Origin of the sequence: Microbacterium sp. SGAir0570 (assembly GCF_005491085.2) — a bacterium.
Taxonomy (GTDB): domain Bacteria; phylum Actinomycetota; class Actinomycetes; order Actinomycetales; family Microbacteriaceae; genus Microbacterium; species Microbacterium arborescens.
Map to the genome: position 1 here is coordinate 2923373 of NZ_CP027929.1, position 24378 is coordinate 2947750.

Consider the following 24378-nt stretch of genomic DNA (forward strand, 5'->3'; position numbering starts at 1 on the left):
CGTGACGGCCTCGCCCGACGCCGCCCCGGCACGCCGACGTTGGCGACGTGCAGCGAGCCATCCACTCGCACACCTCGCGGCGGCAGTGCTGGTGATCGCGCTCGTGCAGTCGTTCGCCGTCAAGGTGTACCAGGTGCCTTCCGCCTCGATGGAGCAGACCCTCATGCCGGGCGATCGCATCCTCGTCGACCGTCTCGGCATCGCCGGCCCTCCGAGCCGCGGCGACGTCGTCGTGTTCGAGCGCCCCGAGTCATGGCGCGACGCACCACGGGGAGAGAAGAGCCCGTGGCGCGCGGCCGCCGGGTGGTTCGGCGACGTCTTCGGCTTCGGCCCGAGCAACGGCGACGCACTGGTCAAGCGAATCGTCGCCGGCCCCGGTGAGACGGTCGCGTGCTGCGACGCCGTCGGCCGACTGACGATCGACGACGAGCCGCTCGACGAGCCCTACGTCACGCACGATCTTCCGTTCGAGTCCGGTGTGCTCGATTGCGACACCGCCCCCCGTTCGTCGCGCTGCTTCCCTCCCATCCACCTCGGTTCCGACGAGTACCTTCTTCTGGGCGACAGCCGCGCGAACTCCGCCGACTCGCTCGCGGCGTGCCGAGGCGGTGCCAGCGCCGACACCGCCTCGTGCGCACGACCGGTGGATAGAGAACAGATCATCGGCGAAGCATTCTTCCGCTTCTGGCCGGTGACCCGATGGGGGATGCCGTAGGCGTCGGCCTCACGCGGGTGCCGCGGGCGCCGCGAGCGCGGGCAGAGCATGCAGACCGCGCCGGTCGGTGCGCGGGGCCCGGCGCTGCGCACGCACTCGGGTCGGCGAGGGCTCCCCTTGCAGCCGGAACGCTCGGCGGAGATCGTCGGCGCTCGTGAAGCCGGCGAATCGCGACACCTCCTCGACGGACAGCACGTCGTAGCGTTGTTCCGTCAGCAGCTGCACGGCGAGCTCGACGCGAAGGCGACGGATCTCCATAGCGGGCGAGGTGCCCTGCTCGGAGAACGCCCGCTGCAGATGCCGGGGGGACACCGCGAGCTCGGCCGCGAGCGACGGCACCGTCAGCTCGGAGTCGGCGCGCCGCGAGGCGATGAGGGCGAGGGCGCGGCGGTAGAGCGAGGGCTGCACCTTGACCGGCCCCGCTCCCACGCTCGCTCGCTCGAGGAACAGGCTGCCGACCATCTCCTCGCTCAACCGCGACAGGGCGTAGGTCGCCACACGTCCGGGCCGGGCCGCCCCGGACAGCAGGGAACGGAAGTAGGCGGTCGCGGGGGTGACCAGCGCCGAGTCGCCCGCGAACAGCGGTCCGTCGCTCTCGTCGAGAGGAGCGCCGAAGGCGGCGACCACGGCCTCGGGTGCCGACACCACGATGACCTCAGCCTCATCCGACCAGGCGAGCAGATAGTCGGAGCGCGAGCGCAGGAAGAGACCCCGGCCAGCGTCGGCACGATGGCGTCGGCGCGAATCGAGCGTCGGTGCGACACTCACGCTCCCGGCCGCGACGAGCATGCAATGCAGGACGGGGGACTCACTCGTCGGCACGACGCGCTCGGCGCCGCGTGCGAGCTCGTATCGCTTCAGCACGACCGACTCGAGGGCGAGAGTGTCGGCTGGGCGGCCCGCGAAGGGTTCGCCCGGCCGACGCGACGAGGGGGGCGGCGTTCCCGGCGCACTCGGGTAGCGCTCGTAGCTCACGCTGCACCTCCCCCCTCGATCGCCTCACAGCGTAGGAGCGACCGATCGGTCCTCCCGCACTGGATCCGCGGGCGCGGACTACGCATTCGGGGCACAGCCCGCACCCGCGGACGCTACGGTCATGACTACTTAGAGAATCCCCGCACCCACCGGGACGGTGACGCTCGAGGTGGCTGTGCGGGTCAGGCCGTTGCCGAAATCGACGACGATCGTGACCGGGAAAGTCGCGAGAGCCGAGATGGAGACACCGGTCGAGTTGCCCGCGAGACCGAGCACGAACGGCACTGTCTGCGTTCCGTTGGAGGGAATGTTCACGGGGAGAGTCGTCGTGAAGGTCGTCAGCGGGAAGCCGTACTGGCCGACGATCGCGGCGCTCTGGTACACCGCCGTCCGCTGCCCGGCTGTCGACGGCACGCCGTTGAGGCTGTAGACGCCGAAACCGCGCGCGCGTCCGACGGGCAGGTTGATACCGGCGGGACGTCCGACGGTGACCGTCACCGTCGCGGTCTGGTTGATCGCACCCGCGCCGTTGGTGATCGTGAACTCCGTCGGCACCGTCGTCAGCGCGGTCGCGGTCAGCGTGCCCCCGCCGTCCAACAGGTTCAGCGAGAGCAGGCCCGTCTGGGTGTTCGTCACCGCCAGGCCGGAGTTGTTGACGGATGCCGCAGCCAGGGGTGCTGCGACCGCAACGGCCATCACCGGGACGGCCCACGCGGCGCCCTTGATGATCGTGCGACGGTCGATGCCGTCGGACTCGCGGCGGGCGGGGGTGACGTCGGTCACGGGATCTCCTCAGGTCGGAATGAGAGGTTTTCCCGTACTTTTTCGCCGCCCACGAACGTCGTCGATGGCTGCGCCGGCATCCGTCGCTCAGGTCACGATCGGTGTCGCGAAGTGTCGGAGTCGGAAGCCGCGCGGGTGTGCCGGAGCCCCGTCAGGGCAGATACGGCTCGGCGAGCCCGCGCTCGGCGAGCGACCGCAGGAACGCGCGGACGTCGCGATCGATCTCGGTGCCGTCGACGTCGCCGCGTTCCGCGATCACCCGCACCAGCGACTCCGCAGTCGCACCGCGCGCGGTCGTCAGAGCCGACCAGATGATCGCTGCCGTGTCGCGCAATGCGACCGGCTCGGGAGATCCGCCGCGCGCGAGCGACAGCGCGACGAATCCGTCGTCGCTCGACGTCCAGGCGGCATCCGCCCGGGTCCGCCAGGACGGCTCGCGCACCACGACGTCCGCGGCACCGAGCGCGTCCAGCGCGGCGCCCACGACAGCCTCGACGTCGCCTCTCGGCGGCGCCCCGTGGGCCGCGACCACCGCCTCGGCGAGTGCTCGGGCCGAACGTCCGTCGGCCGCCCGCCAGAGGGCCGGGCCGATGCCGTCGATGATGTGGAGCGTCGCTCCGCCCGCGGGCTCCGGCTGCAACAGGGCGAGCCGCTCACCCGCACCGTCCGTCGGCGAGCCGAGCGCGATCGCGTCGAGATGGGCACCGCGCCACCAGGTCGTCCCTGTTGCCGGGTCCAGGTCGGTCTCGACCTCCGCCGTGAGCGGCTTCGCGTCCGCGACGGGCAGCGTCGCCACGACGTCGCCCCGCCGGAACAGAGGCGCCAGGGCCGCGGCGAGGGTCTCGGCCTCACTGTAGGTCACGCGATGCACCCCGCCGATGGCGGCGACGTGCGCAGCGATCCGATGAAGCGGCGCAGGCAGGTCCGCGAGATAGCTGGTCTGCTCGACGAGCTCGGGAAGCACGTCGCCCAGCGCACACGATTCCAGCACCGGAACCTCGGGCCCGCCCGGTACCCGGTGGAGCAGGACGATCGCGCTCAAGCGCAACGGTCGTGCCGCCAGGGGGCGCAGCCCGAGCTCGGATGCTGAACGCTGGGCCTTGTCCCCTGCCGGATCCTCGATGATCGACAGCGGCTTGCGGTAGGGCAGCACCGTCCCGTCGTCCGTGATCCCGACCGTTTCGTCGGTCACGTAGCCGTAGTGGGCGGCGAGCGCGCGCGTCGCGGTCGTCTTGCCCCGCCCCGACGGCCCGACGACCGCCACGACGTTTCCCTCGTCGTCGGCCAGACCACCGGCGTGCAGCATCCATAGCTCACCACGCCTCGCCTCGATCGCGGCCAGCGTCACGGCCTGCGACAGCGCGGCGAGCGCGCGCCGCAGCTCGCCGCGCGTCAGCGCAACGCTGCGGTGAGCCGCCGGCAGGGAATCGTTTGGAGTCGCCTCGGCGTCGCGCCATGCCCGGACGATCGCCTCGATGTCGCCGTCCGCGCGGTCATCGGCGTCGATCCGCACCGCGCATCCGAGCGCGGAGACGAGAGGAAGCGGCGACACCCTCGTAGCCTATGGTCGATCACACCGTCACCGCATCGGATTCCGGACGCGCGCGATGCGCGGACACGACGGACACCCCGACAAGAAGAAGAGCAGTCGCCAGGAATGCGAACGCGATCACGGCGGTGATGTTGCCGTTCAGCGTGACCGCGGACCAGGTCGCGAGATCGACGGGGGCGAGCTCGAACGGTGTGTGGTCCAGCACGACATCGACGACCGGCCCGGCTGACACGGCCAATGCCGCGCCGATGACGCAGGCGCTCGCTCCTCGGAGCAGTCCGCGCAACGGCAGATACCGGAGCACCCCGACGACGAGCAAGGCGATGGCCGCGCCGAACCCCACCAGCGGAAGCACGATGCCGCCGAACGCATCGGCGTCGCCGGCCGCCCACAGGACCACCGCGAGGAACGCCGTCACTGCCGCAGCATCCGCGAGCACCGCGATCACGGCGGCGTGTCGACGCAACCCCGGCGACCCGAACGATCGCAGCGCGAGCGGGCCCCAGATCACGACGACCGCGAACAGGATCGCAGCGCCGGTGACGCCGAGGAACCCCGCCGAGGTCAGCGCCTCGATCGAGGCGAGCAGCAGGCCGAGCGAGCCGAGCGCCGCCGCGAGAGTCGTCCAGCCGCGCCGCCCGGTCACGAGCAGGGGCAGCGTGGTGAGCGAGAAGGCCAGGGCGACCGCCGCCGCGACGATCCAGAACCACGACAGCGTGTGCTCGACCGCGAGGTTCGTCACGAAGGTCGCGACCAGCGCGACGGCGTACGCACCGATCGTCGTCCAGAGCACGGCTGCCCGCCACCGGCGATGCACGCGGGCCTGGTGCGCGTCGAGACGTCCGCGGTCGTCTGCGCTCGCGCTGACGAGCTCGCCCTCGGTCACTCCCAGCGCTCGTGCCAGCGGGCCGAGCGTCGCGAGGTCGGGGTACGACAGCCCGCGCTCCCACTTCGACACCGCCGACTCGGTCACGAAGACGCGCGCGGCGAGCTCCTTCTGCGTCAGCCCGGCCGCCCGCCGGGCGCCGGCGAGGAAGCGCCCCACGTCGCCTTTGTGTGTTCCGACCTCGGGCGATCCGGCTTCATGCGTTTCATTCACGTCGCTCAGTGCACCATCACCGGGCTCGACGCACCAAGCCGACACGGCCCCGACACGGCCCGGGCGCGGCTCGACCATCTGGCCAGCCCGGAATCACGCGGATCGCGCGCCTCAGGGCAGGCGCACCGAGTCGGTCTTCGGGTGCTCGCGCGGCATCCGGTCTCGGTCGTACGTGATGGCGGAGTAGCCGTGCGGGATCGGCTGCCCCTCCTCGTCGACGCTCACGAACACGAGCCGCTCGATCGAGAGGATCCGCTTGCGCGTGATCATGTTGCGCACGACGGCCCGCATCGTCAGCGAGGTGCGCCCGAAGTGCGTCGCCGTCAGTCCCATCTCGATGAGGTCGCCCTGCAGCGCCGACGACTCGAAGTTGATCTCCGAGATCAGCTTGGTCACCACTCGATAGTTGCCGAGCTGGATGATCGCGTAGATCGCCGCTTCTTCGTCGATCCAGCGGAGAAGGCTTCCACCGAAGAGCGTGCCGTTGGCGTTGAGGTCTTCCGGTCGCACCCACTTGCGCGTGTGGAAGTTGATGCCGCCCTCTGACCAGGGCCATTCGGAACTCGTCTGATCGCTCACGTTCATCCAGCCTAGCTCGCCATGATCGCACGGTCCGGGCGTCGCGTCGACCGGTTCCCCGCGCGCGACGGGCGGCGGATGATATGGGCATGGACAAGCCTGCGAAAGACTTCGACGCTCACGAGGTGGCGGAGGAGGTCGCCGAGCGCGTCAAGAAGCGGATGCCGGATGTCGACGACGATCTCATCCGCCGCGAGGCGGCCGCATCGGTCGAGAGCCACGCCGACGCACGCGTGACGGACTTCATCGGCATCATCGCAGAGCGCGAGACCCGCGAGCGCCTCGCCGACATCGCCGATGAGTCCTCAGGCGCCGCCTCCGACTGACCAGGCCGCCTCGATGCGGGCGATGCGCCGCTCCAGAGAGGCGAGCGCCCCCGCGACATCCACCGAGGGGCTGATCGTGTGCACCGCGATCAGCCGTCCGTCGATGCTGGCGGTGAGACTGCCCGGCATGAGATTCGCCACGAGCGCCAGCGCCGCGCGGCCCGCCGACGTCTCGAGCATCGTCGTATGCGCGACCCACTCCGGATCGATGTCGGGCCCTGGCAACCAGATCGCCCGCCGCGCGACATCGATCCCGCCGATGATCGAGCGACCGATCACCCATGCGGCCAGCTCGACAACCCCGAGCGCTCCTCGCGCCGAGCGGGTCAGCCCGGCCCGGCGCCTCGGTATTCCCGTCAGGGCATACGTGGTCGCAGTGACCGCAGGGACGGCGACCACGCCGTAACCGAGCGCCGCCAGCGACGCCTCGGTCGCCGCGATCCAGACGGCAGCGATCACGACGATCCGGCACAGCACGGAGACGATCACCGTTCCCACCCGTCCGGCCGTCATGGCACCATCACCGCCGCCAGAACCGCGACGAGCACGGCACCGCCCAAGGCGAGGGCGATCACCGCACCCGAACCGGACCAACTGCCGATCGCCCGCTGCGCGCGGTCGAGACCCGGTCCCGCGCTCGGACCGGCGGCGATCCGGGCGACGACGGCATCCCGCACCTGTCCCAGGCCGTTCGACGCGACGGTGAGACCGCGCAGAACGATCCGCGCCGCGCGCTCCTCGACCACCACGATGTCACCGGGGGGCACGGTGGGTGAGCGCTCCGGTGCGCGCCGCGTGACCCCGAGGGCGATCGCGGCGCCGGCGAGTCCGAGCAGCAGCGGCCACGTCTGCGCCCAGACGGCCGACGGATCGAGCCAGCCTGGCACGCTCAGCGGCGGCGCCCATGCTGACGCGAGCGCCGCGACCGGCACCACCGCGAGCACCGACAGGGCGACCCACGCGATGCCGCGCATGCGCGCCGTGGGCTTCGGCGTGCGCTCGCGCCGCGCCAGCGTGACGGCGAACCGAGCCAGCAGCAGCGTCGACCCCACGCCGAACCACGGCAGCACATCGGCGACGCCGAGCGCGGGCAGCCACGGCACCGGCACCTCGCCGACGGCCTCCTTCGCGACGTACTTCGCGATGAACCCGCTCGTGAACGGTGCGCCCACGAGCGCGAGGGACGCGACGGCGAGCGCCGCCGTGACGCTCCAGCGCGGCAGCCGTTCGCTGTCCCACGCCTGCACTCCCAGGAACAGAGCCCCCTTCACGAGCCCGTGCGAGACGCTGTAGACCACAACGGCGGCGATGCAGGCCGGCGCGAGCGCGGGGGCGACGAGGGCCGCACCGATGACGGACGTGAGGAAGCCCATCTGGCTGATGCTGCTGTAGGCGAGGATGACCTTGGGATTGCGCTGCAGCACGCCCGCGGGCACCGCCAGCAGCCCGCCCACGAGGCCGAGCACGAGGAACACCGCGCCCCACGTCGGCTCGCCGGTTCCCTCACCGAGCGGCAGGAAGCGCAGCCACCCGACGATGCCGGCCTTCAGCATCGCTCCCGACAGCACCGCGCTCGCGGGACTCGGGGCTGCCGGATGCGCGAGCGGCAGCCAGACGTGCAGCGGGACGGTGCCCGCCTTCACTCCGAAGCCGATCAGCAGCAGCAGGATGATCGTCCCCTGCGCGGGCGAGGCGGAGACGGCCGCCGGAGCCTCCCCGACCGTCGTGACGCCATCCGCGGCCAGCAGCAGCAGCGCCGCGAGCACGGCGCACTCCCCGAACACCGTCAGCACCAGATAGATGGCGCCGGCACGCCGCGCGCTCGGCGTCCGGTCGTGCACGACGATCGCGTACCCGAGGAAGCTCATCGCGGCGAAGGCGAGGTAGAACGTCACGAGATCGTCAGCGAGGAACACCGCGATGTTGCCGGTGAAGCACAGCAGCAGGAAGGCCGTCAGCACATGCGGACGCTCGGCTTTCGACCGGACCACGAACGACAGGGCCATGCCGTAGAGAACGACCGCCATCAGCACCAGGGGCCGTGCGACGGCGTCGAGCCGGATGGAGGTGCCGAGCAGCATCCACGGGATCTCATGGCGGTCGCCGGCGTCGAAGACCGCCGCCATACCGGCGGGCAGCACGGCGAGCCAGGAGAAGCGGGTGATCGCCTCCCGCGTCCGGCGCGCCCGCGTACCGCCGACACCGCTCAGCACGGCGACGAGCACCGCGACGAGCAGCGGCGACGACAGTGCGGGGAGGAAGATCACAGCCACGCTCCGTCCGCGATGAACCGTGCCAGCGACCATGGCGAGAACTCCCAGCCCGCGGCGACGCCGAGTCCGACGACGGCCGCGGCTGTGATGAGGGTGGGAACGAGCAGCGCGGCGGGCGCTTCGAGGCGCCGCGCGTGGTCGCCCGGCTGGGTCAGCCGGGGCGCTCGCTCCGCCGACGCGGCGGTGGCCGCAGGCTCCGTCCACATCGCGATGATCACCGGCAGGAAGTACCCGGCGTTGAGGATCGTGCTCGTCAGCAGCACCGCGATGACCCAGGGCTCGCCGGCATCGAGGGCGCCCACCCCCAGCGCCCACTTCGAGATGAACCCGGCGAAGGGGGGCAGCCCGATCATCCCGAGCGCCGCGATCGTGAAGGCCGTCGCCGTCAGCGGCATCCGCCGTCCGACTCCGGAGAGCTCGCTGATCCTGTGGATCTTCAGCTCCTCGGCGAACAGCCCGGCGCAGAAGAAGAGGGTGATCTTCATGAACCCCTGATTGACCATGTGCACGATCGCGCCGGCGGTGGCCATCGGGGCCAGCAGCGCGGCCCCGAGCGCGATGTAGGCCACCTGAGACACGGTCGAGTAGGCGAGGCGCTTCTTCAGGTCGTCCTGGGTGAGCGCACGGAGCGAGCCGTAGACGATCGTGATCGAGGCGACGACGGCGAGCACCGCGAGCAGGCCGAGATCGGCGAACAGCTGGAAGCCGAACGTGTCCTCGACGACCCGGATGATGCCGAAGGCACCGGCCTTGACCACCGCCACCGCATGCAGGAGGGCGCTGACGGGCGCCGGGGCGACCATCGCGACCGGCAGCCAGCCGTGCAGAGGGAACAGCGCGGCCTTGACCCCGACCCCCGTGAGCAGCAGTGCGCCGATCGCGGTCGCCGTCGCGGGGTCGCGCGCGGCGAGCGCCGCGACGGCGGGGACGCCCCCGGACACGAACTCGACCGGACCCACCTCGAGGGTCAGCCACGCGACGCCGAGCAGCAACACGACCCCGCCCACGAGCGTGTAGCCGAGGTAGGTGCGCGCTCCGCGCGTCGCCTCGGGCGTGCCGCGGTGGGCGACGAGCGGATAGGTCACGAGGGTCAGCAGCTCGAAGAAGATGAGGAAGGTGAAGAGGTTCTGGGCCAGGGCGATGCCGGTCGTCGCCGTCACGCACAGGCTGAAGAACCCGAAGAACCGGCTGCGATTCGGGGCGCCTTCGAGGTAGCCGATCGCGTAGACGGTCGTGACGAGCCAGAGTCCCGACGAGAGCGCGACGAAGAACAGTGAGAACGTGTCGGTGACGAAGACGATCTCCAGCCCGGGGATCCACTCGAACGAGGAACGGAGCTTCTCCCCCGACACGACGATGGGGATGAGCACGACCACGATCGCCGCCTTCGCGATCGCGCCGGCGAGGTTGAGCGCCGTGCGCAGCCGCCGCTGCTCCTCCTTCAGGCCGAAGATGACGAGCGCCGGCACCAGCGAGGTCAGCAGCAGCACGACCGGGATGAGGCTGGGCGAGACGACGGAACCCGGGATCATGGCGCCGCCCCCTCGATGATGGCCACGAGAGGCCCCGGGAAGACGCCGATGACGACGGATGCCGCGGCCAGGACGAACGGCACGATCCAGAGCGTGCGCCTCGGCACGCCGTTCGGGGGCGGCGGGTCATCGCCCGGCGGGGCGAACATCGCTCGGAGCATCTTCGCGACGTACGCGAAGGTCAGCAGTCCGCCCGCGAGCAGCACCGCGACCCACCACCAGGCGCCGACCGCGAGCGAGGACTCCAGCAGCTGCCACTTGCCCACGAACCCGAGGGTGGGCGGCAGGCCCGCCAGGCCGACCCCCGCGATCCCGATCGTGGCGGCCGCGAGCGGCATCCGGGCGAGCGCGCCCCTCAGCCCGCCGAGGCGGTCGCTGCCGTACGCGACCACGAGCGTGCCGGCCGCGAGGAACATCGCCGCCTTCGCGAGCCCGTGCGCGACCGCGAGCACGACTCCGCCGCTCCAGCCGGCCGCGCCCGCGTCGTCTCCGTGCGCGCCGCCATCGAGCATGAGCGGCAGCATCAGCACGAGGTACCCGACCTGCGCGACCGTCGAATAGGCGATGACGGTCTTCAGCCGATCGCGACGCAGCGCCATGAACCCGCCCCACAGGATGCCGGCGGCTCCGGCCGCGGCAGCGGTGTTCGCCAGCACGGGCCCGAGGGCGGTCTCCGGACCGATCGCGGCGAACATGCGCCACAGCACGAACAGCGACGCCTTGATCACGAGCGCCGACAGCAGCGCGCTCACCGCGGCGGGGGCAGCCGGATGCGCGACCGGAAGCCACGAATGCAGCGGGAACAGCGCCATCTTCGCCCCCATGCCGACAAGCGCCAGGGCGAGCACGGCCGCCGTGACGGGACCGTCGTCGACGCGACCCGCCGCCAGAGCGAGGTCGAGCGTCCCCGCCTGCCCGTAGACGAGCGCGACCGCCAGGAGGTAGAACAGCGAACCGGTCACCGCCACGAACAGATACCGCAGTGCCGCCGCACGCGCCCGCGCCCCTCCCAGGGCGACGAGCGCGACCGCGGCCAGGGTCAGCAGCTCGAGCAGGACGTAGATCGTGAACAGGTCCGCGGCCACGAACACACCCGAGATCGCGGCCATCGCGAAGAGCGCCAGCGGCCAGAAGCTGTCGGCGCCGATGAGACGTGGCTCTGCCGAGCCCATGACGAAGGCGGCGAGGAACACGACATGGGCGAGGGCGAGCATCGCGACCGACGCTCCATCCGCCTGCAGCGCGATGCCCAGTGGGGGGATCCATCCCGCGAGCTCGGTACGCACAACGCCGGTGTCCACGACAGCCGGCCACAGCGCCATCACGACGGAACCGCTCGCGACGACGGCCACGACTCCCACGGCAGCGCGGAACCGAGCGGGAACGAGCGCGGCGACCACAGCGGCGGCCACCGGCACGAACAGCAGCAGCGGGATCATCCGTCTCCCTGCTCGTTCTCGTCGGTGGTGTCCTCGACCCGGCGAGCGAGCGCGAGAGCGAGGCCTGTGATCGCGGCCATGACGACGATCCCCGTCAGGACGAGCGCCTGCGGCACGGGATCGGGCGCGCCGCCGTCAGCGCCCGCTGCGCCGCGGTCGGCGAGAGCCAGCAGCACGAGCATCACTCCGCCCGAGGCGACGTTCAGCGCGACGATGCGGCGGATGAGGTCGCGCACCACGAGGTGCGCCGTGGTGCCGATGACGAACACCACGACGCCCGCACCGAGGAAGAGCAACGTCGCGTTCATGCGCGCTCCTCATCCACCGCGCCGGCGGGACTCGCGCTGTCATCGACCGCGCCGGCGGGACTCGCGCTGTCGTCGACCGCGCCGGCGGCGAAGAAGATCTCGCTGAGCGCGACGCCGATCCCGGCGGCGAGCACCGCTTCGATCGCGAGGATCGCCCCGCCCGCCCACGCGGTGTCGAGCCCGAGCCAGGCGCCCGTCACGACGAGGCCGATGACGGCGAGGGCGACGAATGCGAGCAGGCTCGTGCCCACGATCGCCGTCGCGACGGGGCGGGAGACGGCGGCGGCTCGGATGCCGCACAGCCGCGCGATCACGAGAGCCGCGGCGATCAGCGCGCCCGACTGGAACGCCCCGCCGGGCTGAACGCTGCCGGCCACCAGCACCCAGATCGCGAGCACGAGGACGACCGGCACGATCACGACGGCAAGAGCCCGCCGCACCGGATCAGTCGGCCTCACGGGCCGCAGCCGCTCGCCGCCGACCGCGCCCGCGGCCACCGCGGCGACGACGAGCACGGCGATCTCGAGAAGCGTGTCGAGGCTGCGATAACTCAGCAGCACCGCCGTGACGGGGTGCGAGACGCCCGCCGCGTCCGTCGCCGCGACCGCCTCCCGGCCCAGGTCGGCGGGTACGGCGCTCACGCTGCGTACGGCCAGCAGCAGACCGACCAGACCAGCCGCACCCCCTGCGACGGCGACCCCGATCGTCACCGCCCGACCCCGCGATTCGGCGCTCGGTCGCGGCGGTGCCCGGCGTTCGAGCGCGTCGACCAGCAACGCCCCGGCGATACCGCCGCCCAGCGCCGCCTCCGCGAGCGCGACATCGGGCGCATCGATGCGGCCCCACAGCACCGCCAGCAGGATGCCGAACACGAGGAAGGCGGTCGTCGCGGCGGCCCGGCCCCGCACGAGCACCGCCACCGAGGCGACGACGACGACCGCCCCGACAGCGAGCAGATCCAAGAGGTCGACGTTCATGAGCCGCCGTCCGCGTCGCTGCGCCGCTTCCGGCGCTCACTGCCGGCCAGCAGGTGGGAGTTGCCTGCGGTGCCGAGGAGCGCGAGCATCCAGATCAGCAGCAGCTTCGCCGCGACCCCGACGATGCCGAGCCCGTCGCCGCCGCGGGCGATCGCATCGACGATGAGGGCGATGACGATGAACCCGAGGCCGAGGTTGTCGGCCTTGGCGACAGCATGGAGGCGGGTCGGAAGATCCGGAAAACGAAGCAGCCCCAGCGTGCCGACGACGACGAACAGGCATCCGACCGACAGCAGGCAGATCACAAGGACGTCCAGCACCCCGACGTTCGCTGCGGTCACCGCTCTGCCCGCCGGGTGTAGACGACCACGACGACCGTTGCGAGGGCGACCACCGTGACCGCGACATCACGAAGAGCCGCGACGCCCAGCGCCGAGGCGAGGACGACGAAGAGCGCGGCGCCGCTCGTGCCCAGAAGCACGAAGGCCGTCAACCGGTCCTCGGGGCTCGGCCCGCGCACCGCACGCCAGAGTCCCACGACGATGCAGACGAGCAGAACGGCGGCGACCGCATGCAGCGCGATGTCCACTGCGGTCATGGCGTCTCCCCTCCGACGTCGTCACCACTGACGATATCCGGAATGCGAAGCCGCCCCGGTGCGGGGCTACCGGCGGTCGTCGGTGGTCTGTCCGTAAACGTTCTGATACCGGTCGTACAACGCATCGATCGCGTCCTGCGGGATCGGGAGCAGCTCCCCCGCCTGCCGGGCGATGTGGACCGTGCGAGCCACGTCCTCCACCATCACCGCAGCCTTGACCGCATCCTTCGCACTCGACCCGATCGTGAACGGCCCATGGTTCTGCATCAGCACCGCCCGAGAACGATGCCCCCGAAGCGTCTGCACGATCCCCCGGCCGATCGAGTCATCACCGATGATCGCGAACGGCCCCACCGGAATCGGACCCCCGAACTCATCGGCCATCGCCGTGATCACACACGGAATCTCCTCACCCCGCGCCGCCCACGCCACCGCGTACGTCGAATGCGTGTGCACCACACCACCCACCTCGGGCATGTTCCGATACACATACGCATGAGCGGCCGTGTCACTCGACGGCGACCGATCACTGCCCGGCGTCCCCGGCACCACATTGCCGTCCAGATCGCACACGATCATGTTCTCCGGAGCCAACTCGTCATACGACACCCCCGACGGCTTGATGACCATGAGGTCGTCGGCGGGGTCTGCGCCCAGGCGCACCCGACCCGACACGTTGCCGCCGGTCCACACGACCAGCCCGTAACGCACCAGCTCCGCGTGCAACGACGCCACCTCGGCCCGAACCCGCGCCACCGCTTCGTGTTCCATCGGACTCCTCCGCCTCTCGGGATGCCGGATCCGCCTTCGGGACCGGCGCTCGACATGTTACCGGTAACACCATGCGGGTCACGGAAACAGCCTCTCATCTGGAAGAGTTGTCGGAATGGGTGACAACGTCTTCCTCGGTGCCGTGGCGATCGGCATCGGCGCGGTCGTCGGGATCGTGCTGTTCGTTCCCTTCGTCGCAATCCAGTACCGGCGCGCGGGCCACCTCACCGCGGGGCAGCTCGTGCTGTGGAGCGCGGCCCTCGTGTACTTCTTCGCCATCTGGACGTACACCCTCCTGCCTCTCCCCGATCCCGCCGGCATGCGCTGCGCGGGGGTCAACCTCAACCCCCTCGAGCTGGTCGACGACATCCGAGGTGCCGGGCAGCGCGCGGGCGGCAGCACCCGGGCGTTCCTCACCGACTTCGCCTTCTTGCAGCTCGCGCTCAATGTCCTGCTCTTCCTGCCGCTCGGCTTCTTCGTCCGCGTGCTCGCCCGCCGCGGCATCCTCGTCGCACTCGCCGCCGGCCTCGGGATCTCCCTCATCGTCGAGTTCACTCAGCTCACCGGTGTCTGGGGCGTCTACCCGTGCGCCTACCGCGTCTTCGACGTCGACGATCTGCTCACCAACACCCTCGGCGCGGTCATCGGCTCCATCCTCGCCCTCCTCGTGCCGCGCCGGCCGGTCTCGGATGAGCCCGACGCCCCGCGGCCCGTGACCCGGGGCCGCCGCATCCTCGCGATGGTGTGCGACCTGCTCGCCTACGCGCTCGTCGGCATCTTCGTCAGCGTCGGCATCCAGGCCGCCCTCGTCGTCACCGGCAACCGCGACGTCGCCGTCGAGACCGACCTCGCCGGTCAGGTCGGCTCCGTCGCCGCCCTGATCATCGTGGCGGGATGCGTCCTGGTGTCGGGGCGCACGATCGGCGACCTGACCGTGCGCCTCCGCTACGCGGGAGGACCGGCCCCCGCCGGCGTGACGCGGCTGACCCGGCTCATCGGCGGCATCGGCGGATATGCCCTGTTGGACCAGCTCCCGGGCCCGTGGGGCTTCCTCACCTTCGCCTTCCTCGTGACGGCCACGATCCTCGCGTTCACGACCCGCGCCGGCCGGGGCCTGCCCGGAGTCCTCGGCGGCCAGGAGCTGCGCGACAGCAGAGAGCATGGTCCCGCAGGACGAGTCGAAATCACCCGTACGGGGGACGCGCGCCGACGCTGAGGTCCGTACCGTCGAGAGCATGGACGTCGAAGCACTCGCCCACACCGCCACCGGCGCTCTCGTCGGCATCGCCCTCGGATTCGTCGTGGGGCTGCTCACCCTCAACCCGATGCTCGGCGTGATCGTCGGCGGCGTCGCGATGATCGTCCTCGCGATCGCGGCCGTCATGCTGCTTCCCCGCGGCATGTACCGCTGAGCGGGTCACGCCCGCTTGACCCTCACGCGACGTGAGGGCAGAGAGTGGTCGCATGACCGACCAGCACACCCCGTATTACGACGCGTTCGAGATCAGACCCGTTCCCCCGCCCGGACCGGATGCCGTCGCCCCCGAGCCCTACCGCGGCATCTACGGGATGCCGGCGTTCGTGACCATCCCCACGCATGACCTGTCGACCTCGACGCAGTTCTGGACCGCGGGCCTGGGGTTCTTCGAGCTCTTCACGATCCCGGGAACGCTCGTGCACCTCCGCCGCTGGGCCTTCCAGGATGTCCTCCTCGTCGCCGCCGACCCGGCTACGCTGCCCGCGTCCGAACCACCCGCGCTGACCTACAGCTACGCCTGCATCCTCACCGAGCTCGACGGCATCGCCGCGGACTGCCGCGCCCTGGCCCCGGGGGCGGTGGGCGATCCGCGCGACACCCCATGGAACAGCCGCGAGGTCGAGATCCTCACCCCGGAGAACGCCCGTATCGTCGTCACGGCGGCGAAGCCCTACGAGCCCGACAGCGCAGCGGCACGCTCCCTCGCCGCCATCGGCATCACACCCTCGCAGGAGCACCCATGAGCGACATCAGCACGGACGGGGTGACGGTCGGGCGCGCGGCATCCGATCTCAGGGTCACGGTGCGCACCCTGCACCACTGGGACGAGATCGGCCTCGCCTCGCCCTCGCTGCGCACCGACGCGGGATACCGGCTGTACACCGCCGACGACATCGCGCGTCTGCAGCGCATCGTCGTGTACCGGGAGGTCGGACTGGGGCTCGACCAGATCCGCTCGATTCTCGACGAACCCGATCGCGACACCTCCGCCGCCCTGCGGGCGCAGCGCGACGAGGTGTCACGATCGCTCGCCCGGCTCGAAGACCTCCGCGCGGGTCTCGACCGGATGATCGAGGCGCACGAGCGCGGCGTCCTGCTCACGGCCGAGGAGCAGCTGTCGATCTTCGGCCCCGACTGGAACCCCGACTGGCCCGCGCTCGCCCGGCGCCGGTACGGTGATTCCCCGCAGTGGCAGCAGTACGCCGAGCGCGCCGCCACCCGCAGCCCCGACCAGTGGCGCGCGGTCACCGCCGCGATGACCGCGCTCGAGGGCGACCTCGCCGCGGCGGCGGGCGCCGGCATCGAGCCCGGCGCTGCCGAAGCCGATGCGCTCGTCGAGCGCCACCGCGCAGCGATCAGCGAGTACTTTCCGGTCAGCCGGTCGATGCAGGTGTGCCTGGGTCGGATGTACGAGGCGGATGCCGCATTCGCCGCGCACTACGACCGTCTCAGCCCCGGCCTCGCCTCGTGGCTGCGCCGCAGCATCGACGAGAGCGCCCGCGCCCGCGGCATCGACCCCGACACCGCGGTATGGGAGTGACGACGCGGGAGTGACGGCTCAGCGCCGTCCGCCGGTGAACGCGCGCCACATGACGGCGGCGTGCGACTCCTTCGCGTGCTCGACGCCGACCTCGTCGCCCTCCCGCGCGCTGAACCATTCCTGCACGCGATAGCGGGCCGCCCGCCACATCAGGGCGATCCCGCCGTACGCCGGGCGGGGCACGCGTGCCTCCTCCTGCGACATCTGACCGCGGCGCGGCAGGTCGCCCGCGACGAAGGCGTCCATGAGCTTGGCTACGCCGATCGCGTTGCCGTTGATGACCGAGTGCGCGGCACCGTGGATCTCCCACCGCCACGCGTCGTGCGCGACGGACAGGAGCTCCGAGTGGAAGTACCGCGGCGACGAGAAGTCGCGCGCGCCGCGAATCAGCAGCACCTGCGCAGAGACGTCCGCCAGGCGGTCGCGCAGCGGATACCGCATCATGTGCGGCAGCACCCGCATGAAGTATGCGAAACCGCAGAGCAGGTAGGCGCTGACCGCCAGCAGCACGAGACGGAACGGCTCGAACAGCGACGACTGCGCGAACCGGATCCCCTGCAGCACCACCGAGCGCTCGCGGTCGTTCACGACCGGCCCGATGAGAACGGCCTGACGGATGGCGGGGCGCCGCGCGAGCACCTCCGTCACGATCTGCGTGCCGAAGGAGTGCCCGAGCAGCACCGGGTCCTCGAGCTCGAACCGGTCGAGCACCGCCTCCACCTGGTCGGCGAAGAACGACACCGACGGCTCGTCGCGCGGCGCACGCTGGCCCGCGAAGCCGGGGAGGTCGAGCGCGAAGACCCGCGCGTTCTGCGCGAGCAAGGGAGCGAGCAGGTCGAAGTACGTCGCGGCGACCCCGATCCCCGCGATCAGCACGAAGACCCGCTCCGCGTCCGCCGACGAGGCGGTCTGCACCCGCGTGACCCGCGTGCGCACCCCGTCGAACGCGACCGTCTCGACGTCGATGTCGGCCGGCTCCATATCATCTTCACCGCCGCGAGCGCGCCCCTCCACCATGTCCCTACCGTCTCACACGCCGGCTCGTGCAGACTGTGCCGATGACCCTCACCTTCGCCATCGTCGGCAGCGGCTGGCGCAGCGACTTCTTCCTGCGCGTCGCCGCCGCCCTGCCCGAGCGGTTCCGCGTCACCGGTCTCGTCACCCGCAGCGCGGCGACGGCGGCCGAGACCGAGACGCGCTGGGGCGTCCGCGGCTACCCCGACCTCGACACGCTCCTCGCCGACGGCACCCCCGACCTCGTCGTCGTGTCGGTGCCGCGCGACGTTGCGCCCGGGATCATCGTCGACCTCGCCGGCCGCGGCATCCCGGTCCTGACCGAGACCCCGCCCGCGGCGGGGATCGACGACCTCGTCGCCCTGTGGGAGCACCTGGCCCGCCCGGGGATGCCGACCGTCCAGGTCGCCGAGCAGTACCACCTCTCACCGCTGCTGTCGGCGCAGCTCGCGGTCGCCCGTTCCGGCCGGCTGGGCATCCCGTCGTACGCACTCGTCGCGCAGTGCCACGACTACCACGGCGTCAGCGTCATGCGGCGGGCCCTCGGGATCGGCGCCGACAAGGTCGAGATCTCGGCATCCGTCTTCCGCTCCCCGCTCGTGGCCGGCCCCGACCGCGCCGGCGACCCGACCGCCGAGCGCGTCGTCACGGCGACGCAGACCACGGCACGGTTCGCCTTCGACGACCGCCTGGGCGTGTACGACTTCGCGAGCGAGCAGTACTTCTCGTGGATCCGCGGCAACCGCCTGTTGATCCGCGGCGAGCGCGGCGAGATCGAGAACGGCGAGGTGCGCCGCCTCCGCCGGTTCGACGAGCCTGTCTTCGACTCTCTGCGACGGGTCATGACCGGCGAGGGCGGCAACCTCGAGGGGATGTTCCTGCGCGGCATCCTCCTCGGCGAGGAATGGCTCTTCCGCAACCCCTTCCTGCCCGCCCGCCTCAACGACGACGAGATCGCGATCGCGCGCATGCTCGATGGCATGCCCCACGCCATCGACGGCAGCGCACCGGTGTATTCGCTGGCCGAGGCGAGCCAGGATCACTACCTGGCGCAGCTCTCGCAGCAGGCGGCCGAGACCGGTAACACCGTGCGCTCGACGCGTCAACCCTGGGCCGATGTCGTCGACGCGGAATTGCATGCCCGGGAGGCCAGCGGGTAATTTTTCGGTATGCCGAAAAATCGACATCGTCGCCTCTCCGCCCTGGTCGCCCTCGGCGCGGTGACCGCACTGCTCGCGGGCTGCGCGACGGGCTCGAACGCCGACGTCTCGGGCGAGCCGTCCGAGGGCCGGCCCGTCGTGCTGACGACCTTCACGGTGCTCGCCGACATCGCGCGCAACGTCGCGGGCGACCGGCTCGATGTGCGCTCGATCACGAAGGCCGGAGCCGAGATCCACGGCTACGAGCCCACCCCGCGCGACATCGCGGCGGCATCCGACGCGGATCTGATCCTCGACAACGGGCTGGGCCTCGAGTCATGGTTCGCACGGTTCGTGGAGACCGCCGAAGCACCGCACGCCGTGGTCTCCGACGGCGTCGAGACGATCGACATCACCGGCGACGCCTATGCCGGCAAGCCCAACCCTCACGCCTGGATGAGCCCCCTGAACGTGCAGCTGTACGTCGACAACATCGTCGCGGCGTTCAGCGAACTCGATCCCGCGGGCGCCGACGCCTACGCCGCGAACGGCGCGGCATACAACGACGAGCTGCAGCGGATCCACGACGATCTCGTCGCCGACCTCGCGACGGTTCCTGTCGAACAGCGGGCGCTCGTCACATGCGAGGGCGCCTTTTCGTACCTCGCCCGCGACGCCGGACTCACCGAGGCCTACATCTGGCCCGTCAATGCCGAGCAGCAGGCGACGCCCCAGCAGATCCGGCAGACGATCGAGTTCGTCCAGGACAACGACGTGCCCGCCGTCTTCTGCGAATCGACCGTGTCGGACCGCCCGATGCAGCAGGTGGTCGAGGCGACGGATGCCGTCTTCGGCGGCACGCTCTACGTCGACTCGCTCTCCGAGCAGGGCGGACCCGTGCCGACCTACCTCGACCTCATCCGCCACGACGCCGAGACGATCACGGCGGCGCTGACCGGGAGCGCCGCGTGAGCACCGCGAGCGGCGCATCCCCCGGGATCGAGGTCTCGGGGGTCTCGGTGCGCTACCGCGACATCGTGGCGCTCGACGACGTCGATCTCACCGTCACGCCCGGACGGGTCACCGCACTGATCGGCATGAACGGCTCGGGAAAGTCGACGCTGTTCAAATCGATCACGGGCCTCGTGCGCCCCGCGAGCGGACGGGTGAGCATCGCCGGGCAGACTCCCGCCGCCGCTCGCCGTCGCGGCCTCATCGGGTACGTGCCGCAGAGCGAGGACGTCGACTGGACCTTCCCGGTGTCGGTGCGCGACGTCGTGATGATGGGCCGGTACGGACGCCTGGGCCCCACCCGGCGCCCGCGCCCCGACGACCATCGCGCCGTCGACGCCGCGCTCGAGCGCGTCGAGCTGAGCGAACTCGCCGACCGTCAGATCGGCCGACTGTCGGGCGGACAGCGCAAGCGCGCGTTCGTCGCGCGCGGCATCGCTCAGGATGCCGGCATCCTGCTCCTCGACGAGCCGTTCGCGGGCGTCGACAAGAAGTCCGAGGCGACCATCGTCCGCTTGCTGCGCGAGCTCGCCGCCGACGGCCGCACCGTGCTGGTCTCCACCCACGACCTCCACGCCCTCCCATCCCTCGCCGACGAGGCGGTGCTGCTGCTGCGCCGCGTCGTCTTCCAGGGAGCCGTCGACGAGGCGCTCCGCCCCGAGCTGCTCGCGCGCGCCTTCGGCCTGACCACCGAGGAGCGCCCGTGACCGTCATCGACATCCTGCTCGAGCCGCTGCAGTACGAGTTCATGCTGCGCGCCCTGTCGGCCACGGCCATCGCCGCGATCGTCTGCGCCGTGCTGTCGTGCTGGCTCGTCCTCATCGGCTGGTCGCTGATGGGCGACGCCGTCAGTCACGCCGTGCTCCCCGGCGTGGTGCTCGCCTACGTCCTGGGCGCCCCGTTCGCGATCGGCGCCCTGGTGTTCGGCTTCGTCGCGGTCGCCCTCATCGGCATCATCCGGGGCACGACCCGGGTGAAGGAGGATGCCGCCATCGGCATCGTGTTCACGACGCTGTTCGCGCTCGGCCTCGTGCTCATCTCGGTCACGCCGAGCCAGACCGACCTCAACCACATCCTCTTCGGCAACGTCCTCGGGGTCTCGGCGGGCGACCTCGTGCAGATCGGCGTCCTGGCCGCCGTCGCCTTCGCGGTCCTGTTCATCAAGCGGCGCGACCTCACCCTGTTCGCCTTCGACCCGATCCACACCTTCGCCATCGGGCTCTCGCCCCGCCTGCTGTCGGGCCTCCTGCTGGGCGTCCTCGCGCTGACCGCGGTCGTCGCGCTCCAGGTCGTGGGCGTCGTGCTGGTGGTCGCGATGCTCATCATCCCGGGAGCCACGGCGCACCTGCTCACCGACCGCTTCGGCCGCATGCTCGTCATCGCCCCGGTGCTCTCGGCGGCATCCTCGATCGTCGGCATCTACTTGAGCTACTGGGTGGACGCCTCGTCGGGCGGACTCGTCGTGCTCGTGCAGGGCGTCGTGTTCGCCGCGGTGTACCTCTTCAGCCCGAGACAGGGGATCATCGGGCGTCGGATCGCCTCGCGCAAGTCCGTCGCCGAATCCGTTCCCGCTGGCTAGCGTGCCGCTATGAAGATCAGCGAGATCCACTGGAACGACGAAGCCCGCCAGAAGGTGCTCGACGACGCCGACCGTGTCCTGCAGGATGCCGTCGCCGCCGTCGCCGCGACCGACGACGCGAACGACGCCGACAAGGCCTACGCCGCGCTCGTCAGCCACATGAAGGACAAGTTCATCGACTGGGAGCCCGGCCCCGACGTCCGCACGTACGCCGACGCCCTCGCCGCCGGCGAGATCGAGCTCGAGCAGGCCGGCTGACCGGCCGGATGTCCCGGGATCGGGCCCCGCTGCTGCAGATCAGCCGCATCTACGCCGAGGAGGCCGCGCTCGCGCTGCCCCGCGGGCAGGAGATCGTGGCGCGGTGGCCCGATGCCGAGATCGTACCGATCGACTCGCACTGGCTCGTTCCCGAGATCCACGGCGACGAGACGAACGTGCGCCGCTGGGTGCGGATCAAGACCGAGGCGCTCGTGCTCGGTGTGAAGAAGTCGGTCGCGACCCGGCTCAACGGCCGCTCGGCCGATTTCATCGCGCCGTCGACGGCGAACGGCTGCGCCATGGCCTGCTCGTACTGCTACGTGCCGCGCCGCAAGGGATACAGCAACCCCGTCACGGTCTTCGCCAACATCGACGAGATCTCCCGCCATCTCGCCCGCCACATCTCCCGGCAGGGACCGAAGACCGAGCCGAACCAGTGCGACCCCGAGGCGTGGGTCTACGACATCGGCGAGAACAGCGACTGCTCGGTCGACGCGATGATCAGCGAGAACGTCCGCGACCTGTGCGAGCTCTTCCGGATGTCACCGACGGCCAAGGCCTCGTTCGCGACGAAGTACGTCAACCGCGACCTGCTCGACTGGGACCCGCTCGGGCGCACCCGCATCCGCTTCTCGCTCATGCCGCACGACACGGCGAAGGTCACCGACATCCGGACCTCGCCGATCTCCGAGCGGATCGCCGCGATCAACGACTTCGTCGATGCCGGCTACGAAGTGCACCTGAACTTCTCGCCCGTCATCCTCACCCCGACCTGGGTGGCCGACTGGACCGCGTTGCTGCGGGAACTGGACGACGTGCTCTCCGACCGCGCGAAGACGCAGCTGGCGTGCGAGATCATCATGCTCACCCACAATGAGGGCCTGCACGAGGTCAACCTCGGCTGGCATCCGCGCGGCGAGGACCTGCTGTGGACCCCGCGCATGCAGGAGACCAAGCGCTCTCAGAACGGCGCGATCAACGTGCGGTACCGCTCACCGCTCAAGGGCGAGGCCGTCGCGGCACTCTGCGCCCTCATCGAGCGCGAGCTGCCGTCGTGTCGCATCCGCTACGCGTTCTGACCCGCTCCCCCGATGCCCCTCCCTTGCGCGGACGCGCGGATCTGCGCCACCCTGGCGGGGTGTATCTGCTGCTGCCCCTGCTCGTCCTCGTCCTGATGGTCGCAGCTCTCGTCGACGCCATCACCCGCCGCGACGACCAGGTCAAGCACCTGCCGAAGTTCGCCTGGGTGCTCTTCATCGTCTTCCTGCCGCTCCTCGGATCGGTGCTGTGGTTCGCCCTCGGACGCGAGTGGGACACCGCACCGCGAGAGTCGATGAGCTTCGGCGACCCGCGCCGGTGGTCCCGCGACGAGCCGGCGCCCGCTGCCCCGGCCAGCCGCCCGCAGCCCCGCGACTACCGGTCGACGGCGCAGCAGCTCGCCGACCTCGAGCGCGAGATCGAGATCGCCGAGCTCGAGGCCGAGATCCGTCGCCGCCGCGCACAGGGTCTTCAGTCGCCCGACGCCGGCTGATCCCGCCCGACGACCCACCGACGGGCGATGAGCCAGCCCGCCGTCGTGCCGAGGGTGTTGGCCACGACGTCCCACGCGCTCGCGGTCCGCTCCGCGAGCAGCACACCTTGCGCCGTCTCGATCACGACGGAGATGACGAGGCCGGCGGGGACGACGTAGGCGTGCCAGCGGGGCCAGCCGAGCGCCGCGCACCATCCGAACGGGATGAAGAGGGCGATGTTGGCCGAGAACTCGATGCGGTCGTATGTCAGCCACGGCACGGCCGAGGTGATCGCCCGGAGGATCGGGCCGGCGTCGCGATCGACGGGCGTCGGCCAGAACGCGATGAGCGCGAGGACGACGACGTAACCGATCAGCAGAGCTCGTGCGCGGCGGGTCACCGAACGATGACGGTCGGAGAACCGACGTGGGCGGCGACGCGCTCGCTGACCGATCCGAGCAGCAGGCGCGACAACCCGGTGCGTCCGTGCGAGCCGACGACGGTCAGCACGGCGCCGCGCGACGCGTCCTCGATGAGCGCGGAGGCGTCGCCGACGTCGATGCGCGAGCGCACCTCGAGCTGCGGGTGCTCGGCGCGCACCGGCTCGAGCATGCGCTCCAGCATCCCGGCCGTCGCTTCGGTGAGGTCGACGGGCATGGGACCGGTCCACAAATCGAGGCCCGGCTCGGTGCCGACCGAGACCGGTTCCCAGGCGGCGAGGGCGACGAGCGGCTCACCCGTTCGCACGGCCTCGCGGGCGGCGAAGTCGAGCGCCCGGGCCGAGACTTCGGACGCGTCGACGCCGACGAGCACACCCGTCCTCGCGACGTCGCGAGCCTCGGCATCAGCGTCGAGCCGGTCGGGGACGATCGCGACCGGGCAGTGCGCGTGTGCGAGAAGTGCGCGGTACGCATGACCGTGTTCTTCGGGGAGCACGAGGATCTCGGCATCCGCCGTCGCCGCGGCGGCACGGTCGGCATCGTCGCGCGTGGGCGCGATCAGCAGCTCGCGCAGTGTCACTCCCAGCGCCTCGGCGCGCCGGAACGCCCACTCTCGCGCACCCGTGCCGTCCGCGTCGGTCACTCCCAGGATCACGTCGCCCATGGCCCCAGGGTATCCGCCGCGGCGGACCGGCACGATG

At 71.0% G+C, this 24378-nt stretch carries 30 protein-coding genes; 13 read left to right on the forward strand and 17 right to left on the reverse strand.

Features of this window, described 5'->3' with window-relative positions:
• Nucleotide 1 precedes the first annotated feature (1 nt).
• On the forward strand, nt 2-715 hold the full coding sequence (gene lepB / locus C1N74_RS13755) for a signal peptidase I (protein ID WP_137750748.1): 714 nt from the start codon (nt 2-4) through the stop codon (nt 713-715).
• Nucleotides 716-724: 9 nt separating this feature from the next.
• Here lepB and C1N74_RS13760 read toward each other — a convergent pair whose 3' ends face one another.
• From C1N74_RS13760 to C1N74_RS13780, 5 genes are all read right to left on the reverse strand, one after another.
• Entirely contained in the window at nt 725-1690 is a 966-nt protein-coding gene (locus C1N74_RS13760; protein ID WP_103842894.1) for a helix-turn-helix domain-containing protein, read from the reverse strand.
• Nucleotides 1691-1819: 129 nt separating this feature from the next.
• Nucleotides 1820-2473, reverse strand: coding sequence for a hypothetical protein (locus C1N74_RS13765; protein ID WP_064955446.1), 654 nt, complete (start codon nt 2471-2473; stop codon nt 1820-1822).
• A gap of 151 nt (nt 2474-2624) precedes the next feature.
• Complete coding sequence (locus C1N74_RS13770) at nt 2625-4025, reverse strand: PqqD family peptide modification chaperone (RefSeq protein WP_137750750.1); 1401 nt, start codon at nt 4023-4025, stop codon at nt 2625-2627.
• A 19-nt stretch (nt 4026-4044) separates the two neighbouring features.
• Entirely contained in the window at nt 4045-5070 is a 1026-nt protein-coding gene (locus C1N74_RS13775) for a helix-turn-helix domain-containing protein (RefSeq protein WP_205630177.1), read from the reverse strand.
• Nucleotides 5071-5235: 165 nt separating this feature from the next.
• Entirely contained in the window at nt 5236-5709 is a 474-nt protein-coding gene (locus C1N74_RS13780; protein ID WP_023954135.1) for an acyl-CoA thioesterase, read from the reverse strand.
• Nucleotides 5710-5792: 83 nt separating this feature from the next.
• Here C1N74_RS13780 and C1N74_RS13785 point away from each other — a divergent pair, with 83 nt between their 5' ends.
• Entirely contained in the window at nt 5793-6029 is a 237-nt protein-coding gene (locus C1N74_RS13785) for a three-helix bundle dimerization domain-containing protein (protein WP_036304776.1), read from the forward strand.
• Here the strand turns inward: C1N74_RS13785 and C1N74_RS13790 are convergent.
• The 9 genes from C1N74_RS13790 to C1N74_RS13830 form a co-directional block, all read right to left on the reverse strand.
• Nucleotides 6009-6542, reverse strand: coding sequence for a Na+/H+ antiporter subunit E (locus C1N74_RS13790; RefSeq protein WP_137750751.1), 534 nt, complete (start codon nt 6540-6542; stop codon nt 6009-6011). The genes C1N74_RS13785 and C1N74_RS13790 overlap by 21 nt on opposite strands.
• The gene (locus C1N74_RS13795; protein WP_137750752.1) at nt 6539-8302 is read right to left on the reverse strand and encodes a proton-conducting transporter membrane subunit; all 1764 of its coding nucleotides are present in this window, start codon (nt 8300-8302) and stop codon (nt 6539-6541) included. Before C1N74_RS13795 ends, C1N74_RS13790 begins: the two co-directional genes overlap by 4 nt.
• Entirely contained in the window at nt 8293-9834 is a 1542-nt protein-coding gene (locus tag C1N74_RS13800) for a complex I subunit 5 family protein (RefSeq protein ID WP_137750753.1), read from the reverse strand. Before C1N74_RS13800 ends, C1N74_RS13795 begins: the two co-directional genes overlap by 10 nt.
• Nucleotides 9831-11273, reverse strand: a complete 1443-nt coding sequence (locus C1N74_RS13805; protein ID WP_137750754.1) for a complex I subunit 5 family protein — start codon at nt 11271-11273, stop codon at nt 9831-9833. The genes C1N74_RS13800 and C1N74_RS13805 overlap by 4 nt, the downstream gene beginning before the upstream one ends.
• Nucleotides 11270-11581 carry an NADH-quinone oxidoreductase subunit K gene (locus tag C1N74_RS13810; RefSeq protein WP_023954123.1) on the reverse strand — a complete coding sequence of 104 codons (312 nt, stop codon included), beginning with the start codon at nt 11579-11581 and terminating at the stop codon, nt 11270-11272. The genes C1N74_RS13805 and C1N74_RS13810 overlap by 4 nt, the downstream gene beginning before the upstream one ends.
• Nucleotides 11578-12558, reverse strand: a complete 981-nt coding sequence (locus C1N74_RS13815) for a hydrogenase subunit MbhD domain-containing protein (RefSeq protein WP_137750755.1) — start codon at nt 12556-12558, stop codon at nt 11578-11580. The genes C1N74_RS13810 and C1N74_RS13815 overlap by 4 nt, the downstream gene beginning before the upstream one ends.
• Nucleotides 12555-12899: a monovalent cation/H(+) antiporter subunit G gene (locus C1N74_RS13820; RefSeq protein WP_023954119.1), complete on the reverse strand. Its 345-nt coding sequence runs from the start codon at nt 12897-12899 to the stop codon at nt 12555-12557. Before C1N74_RS13820 ends, C1N74_RS13815 begins: the two co-directional genes overlap by 4 nt.
• Complete coding sequence (locus tag C1N74_RS13825; RefSeq protein ID WP_023954117.1) at nt 12896-13156, reverse strand: multisubunit Na+/H+ antiporter MrpF subunit; 261 nt, start codon at nt 13154-13156, stop codon at nt 12896-12898. Before C1N74_RS13825 ends, C1N74_RS13820 begins: the two co-directional genes overlap by 4 nt.
• A gap of 66 nt (nt 13157-13222) precedes the next feature.
• Entirely contained in the window at nt 13223-13927 is a 705-nt protein-coding gene (locus tag C1N74_RS13830; protein ID WP_023954115.1) for an L-ribulose-5-phosphate 4-epimerase, read from the reverse strand.
• A gap of 115 nt (nt 13928-14042) precedes the next feature.
• On the opposite strand from C1N74_RS13830, the gene C1N74_RS13835 reads away from it, so the two are divergent.
• From C1N74_RS13835 to C1N74_RS13845, 4 genes are read left to right on the forward strand one after another with little or no spacing between them, the layout of a single operon-like run.
• Nucleotides 14043-15143 carry a VanZ family protein gene (locus C1N74_RS13835; protein ID WP_137750756.1) on the forward strand — a complete coding sequence of 367 codons (1101 nt, stop codon included), beginning with the start codon at nt 14043-14045 and terminating at the stop codon, nt 15141-15143.
• Between the two features lie 19 nt (nt 15144-15162).
• Nucleotides 15163-15339, forward strand: a complete 177-nt coding sequence (locus C1N74_RS16455; protein WP_157096452.1) for a hypothetical protein — start codon at nt 15163-15165, stop codon at nt 15337-15339.
• Nucleotides 15340-15391: 52 nt separating this feature from the next.
• Complete coding sequence (locus C1N74_RS13840) at nt 15392-15928, forward strand: VOC family protein (RefSeq protein ID WP_137750757.1); 537 nt, start codon at nt 15392-15394, stop codon at nt 15926-15928.
• Nucleotides 15925-16725, forward strand: a complete 801-nt coding sequence (locus C1N74_RS13845; protein ID WP_114598447.1) for a MerR family transcriptional regulator — start codon at nt 15925-15927, stop codon at nt 16723-16725. Before C1N74_RS13840 ends, C1N74_RS13845 begins: the two co-directional genes overlap by 4 nt.
• An 18-nt stretch (nt 16726-16743) precedes the next feature.
• Here C1N74_RS13845 and C1N74_RS13850 read toward each other — a convergent pair whose 3' ends face one another.
• Nucleotides 16744-17706, reverse strand: coding sequence for an alpha/beta fold hydrolase (locus tag C1N74_RS13850; protein ID WP_023954105.1), 963 nt, complete (start codon nt 17704-17706; stop codon nt 16744-16746).
• A 77-nt stretch (nt 17707-17783) separates the two neighbouring features.
• Here C1N74_RS13850 and C1N74_RS13855 point away from each other — a divergent pair, with 77 nt between their 5' ends.
• From C1N74_RS13855 to C1N74_RS13885, 7 genes are read left to right on the forward strand one after another with little or no spacing between them, the layout of a single operon-like run.
• Nucleotides 17784-18899, forward strand: a complete 1116-nt coding sequence (locus C1N74_RS13855; RefSeq protein WP_137750758.1) for a Gfo/Idh/MocA family protein — start codon at nt 17784-17786, stop codon at nt 18897-18899.
• A gap of 9 nt (nt 18900-18908) precedes the next feature.
• Nucleotides 18909-19850, forward strand: coding sequence for a metal ABC transporter substrate-binding protein (locus tag C1N74_RS16530; RefSeq protein ID WP_137750759.1), 942 nt, complete (start codon nt 18909-18911; stop codon nt 19848-19850).
• Complete coding sequence (locus tag C1N74_RS13865; RefSeq protein WP_023954099.1) at nt 19847-20596, forward strand: metal ABC transporter ATP-binding protein; 750 nt, start codon at nt 19847-19849, stop codon at nt 20594-20596. Before C1N74_RS16530 ends, C1N74_RS13865 begins: the two co-directional genes overlap by 4 nt.
• A 5-nt stretch (nt 20597-20601) precedes the next feature.
• Entirely contained in the window at nt 20602-21468 is an 867-nt protein-coding gene (locus tag C1N74_RS13870) for a metal ABC transporter permease (protein ID WP_375538059.1), read from the forward strand.
• Between the two features lie 9 nt (nt 21469-21477).
• Entirely contained in the window at nt 21478-21726 is a 249-nt protein-coding gene (locus C1N74_RS13875; RefSeq protein WP_023954097.1) for a hypothetical protein, read from the forward strand.
• A gap of 8 nt (nt 21727-21734) precedes the next feature.
• Complete coding sequence (locus C1N74_RS13880; protein WP_137750761.1) at nt 21735-22805, forward strand: spore photoproduct lyase family protein; 1071 nt, start codon at nt 21735-21737, stop codon at nt 22803-22805.
• A 59-nt stretch (nt 22806-22864) separates the two neighbouring features.
• Nucleotides 22865-23257, forward strand: a complete 393-nt coding sequence (locus C1N74_RS13885) for a PLD nuclease N-terminal domain-containing protein (RefSeq protein WP_023954095.1) — start codon at nt 22865-22867, stop codon at nt 23255-23257.
• Here C1N74_RS13885 and C1N74_RS16460 read toward each other — a convergent pair.
• Together C1N74_RS16460 and C1N74_RS13895 are read right to left on the reverse strand one after the other, a co-directional pair.
• Nucleotides 23236-23637, reverse strand: a complete 402-nt coding sequence (locus C1N74_RS16460) for a VanZ family protein (protein WP_181021944.1) — start codon at nt 23635-23637, stop codon at nt 23236-23238. The genes C1N74_RS13885 and C1N74_RS16460 overlap by 22 nt on opposite strands.
• Nucleotides 23634-24341, reverse strand: coding sequence for a universal stress protein (locus C1N74_RS13895; RefSeq protein ID WP_064955461.1), 708 nt, complete (start codon nt 24339-24341; stop codon nt 23634-23636). Before C1N74_RS13895 ends, C1N74_RS16460 begins: the two co-directional genes overlap by 4 nt.
• Nucleotides 24342-24378 lie beyond the last annotated feature (37 nt).

What these genes read in the sequence shown, in the direction of transcription:
- C1N74_RS13780 (WP_023954135.1), bottom strand. Translation starts at nt 5,709, where the DNA reads ATGAACGTGAGCGATCAGACGAGTTCCGAATGGCCCTGGTCAGAGGGC.
- C1N74_RS13785 (WP_036304776.1), top strand. Translation starts at nt 5,793, where the DNA reads ATGGACAAGCCTGCGAAAGACTTCGACGCTCACGAGGTGGCGGAGGAG.
- C1N74_RS13790 (WP_137750751.1), bottom strand. Translation starts at nt 6,542, where the DNA reads ATGACGGCCGGACGGGTGGGAACGGTGATCGTCTCCGTGCTGTGCCGG.
- C1N74_RS13800 (WP_137750753.1), bottom strand. Translation starts at nt 9,834, where the DNA reads ATGATCCCGGGTTCCGTCGTCTCGCCCAGCCTCATCCCGGTCGTGCTG.
- C1N74_RS13805 (WP_137750754.1), bottom strand. Translation starts at nt 11,273, where the DNA reads ATGATCCCGCTGCTGCTGTTCGTGCCGGTGGCCGCCGCTGTGGTCGCC.
- C1N74_RS13810 (WP_023954123.1), bottom strand. Translation starts at nt 11,581, where the DNA reads ATGAACGCGACGTTGCTCTTCCTCGGTGCGGGCGTCGTGGTGTTCGTC.
- C1N74_RS13815 (WP_137750755.1), bottom strand. Translation starts at nt 12,558, where the DNA reads ATGAACGTCGACCTCTTGGATCTGCTCGCTGTCGGGGCGGTCGTCGTC.
- C1N74_RS13825 (WP_023954117.1), bottom strand. Translation starts at nt 13,156, where the DNA reads ATGACCGCAGTGGACATCGCGCTGCATGCGGTCGCCGCCGTTCTGCTC.
- C1N74_RS13830 (WP_023954115.1), bottom strand. Translation starts at nt 13,927, where the DNA reads ATGGAACACGAAGCGGTGGCGCGGGTTCGGGCCGAGGTGGCGTCGTTG.
- C1N74_RS13835 (WP_137750756.1), top strand. Translation starts at nt 14,043, where the DNA reads ATGGGTGACAACGTCTTCCTCGGTGCCGTGGCGATCGGCATCGGCGCG.
- C1N74_RS16455 (WP_157096452.1), top strand. Translation starts at nt 15,163, where the DNA reads ATGGACGTCGAAGCACTCGCCCACACCGCCACCGGCGCTCTCGTCGGC.
- C1N74_RS13840 (WP_137750757.1), top strand. Translation starts at nt 15,392, where the DNA reads ATGACCGACCAGCACACCCCGTATTACGACGCGTTCGAGATCAGACCC.
- C1N74_RS13845 (WP_114598447.1), top strand. Translation starts at nt 15,925, where the DNA reads ATGAGCGACATCAGCACGGACGGGGTGACGGTCGGGCGCGCGGCATCC.
- C1N74_RS13850 (WP_023954105.1), bottom strand. Translation starts at nt 17,706, where the DNA reads ATGGAGCCGGCCGACATCGACGTCGAGACGGTCGCGTTCGACGGGGTG.
- C1N74_RS13855 (WP_137750758.1), top strand. Translation starts at nt 17,784, where the DNA reads ATGACCCTCACCTTCGCCATCGTCGGCAGCGGCTGGCGCAGCGACTTC.
- C1N74_RS16530 (WP_137750759.1), top strand. Translation starts at nt 18,909, where the DNA reads ATGCCGAAAAATCGACATCGTCGCCTCTCCGCCCTGGTCGCCCTCGGC.
- C1N74_RS13875 (WP_023954097.1), top strand. Translation starts at nt 21,478, where the DNA reads ATGAAGATCAGCGAGATCCACTGGAACGACGAAGCCCGCCAGAAGGTG.
- C1N74_RS13880 (WP_137750761.1), top strand. Translation starts at nt 21,735, where the DNA reads ATGTCCCGGGATCGGGCCCCGCTGCTGCAGATCAGCCGCATCTACGCC.
- C1N74_RS13895 (WP_064955461.1), bottom strand. Translation starts at nt 24,341, where the DNA reads ATGGGCGACGTGATCCTGGGAGTGACCGACGCGGACGGCACGGGTGCG.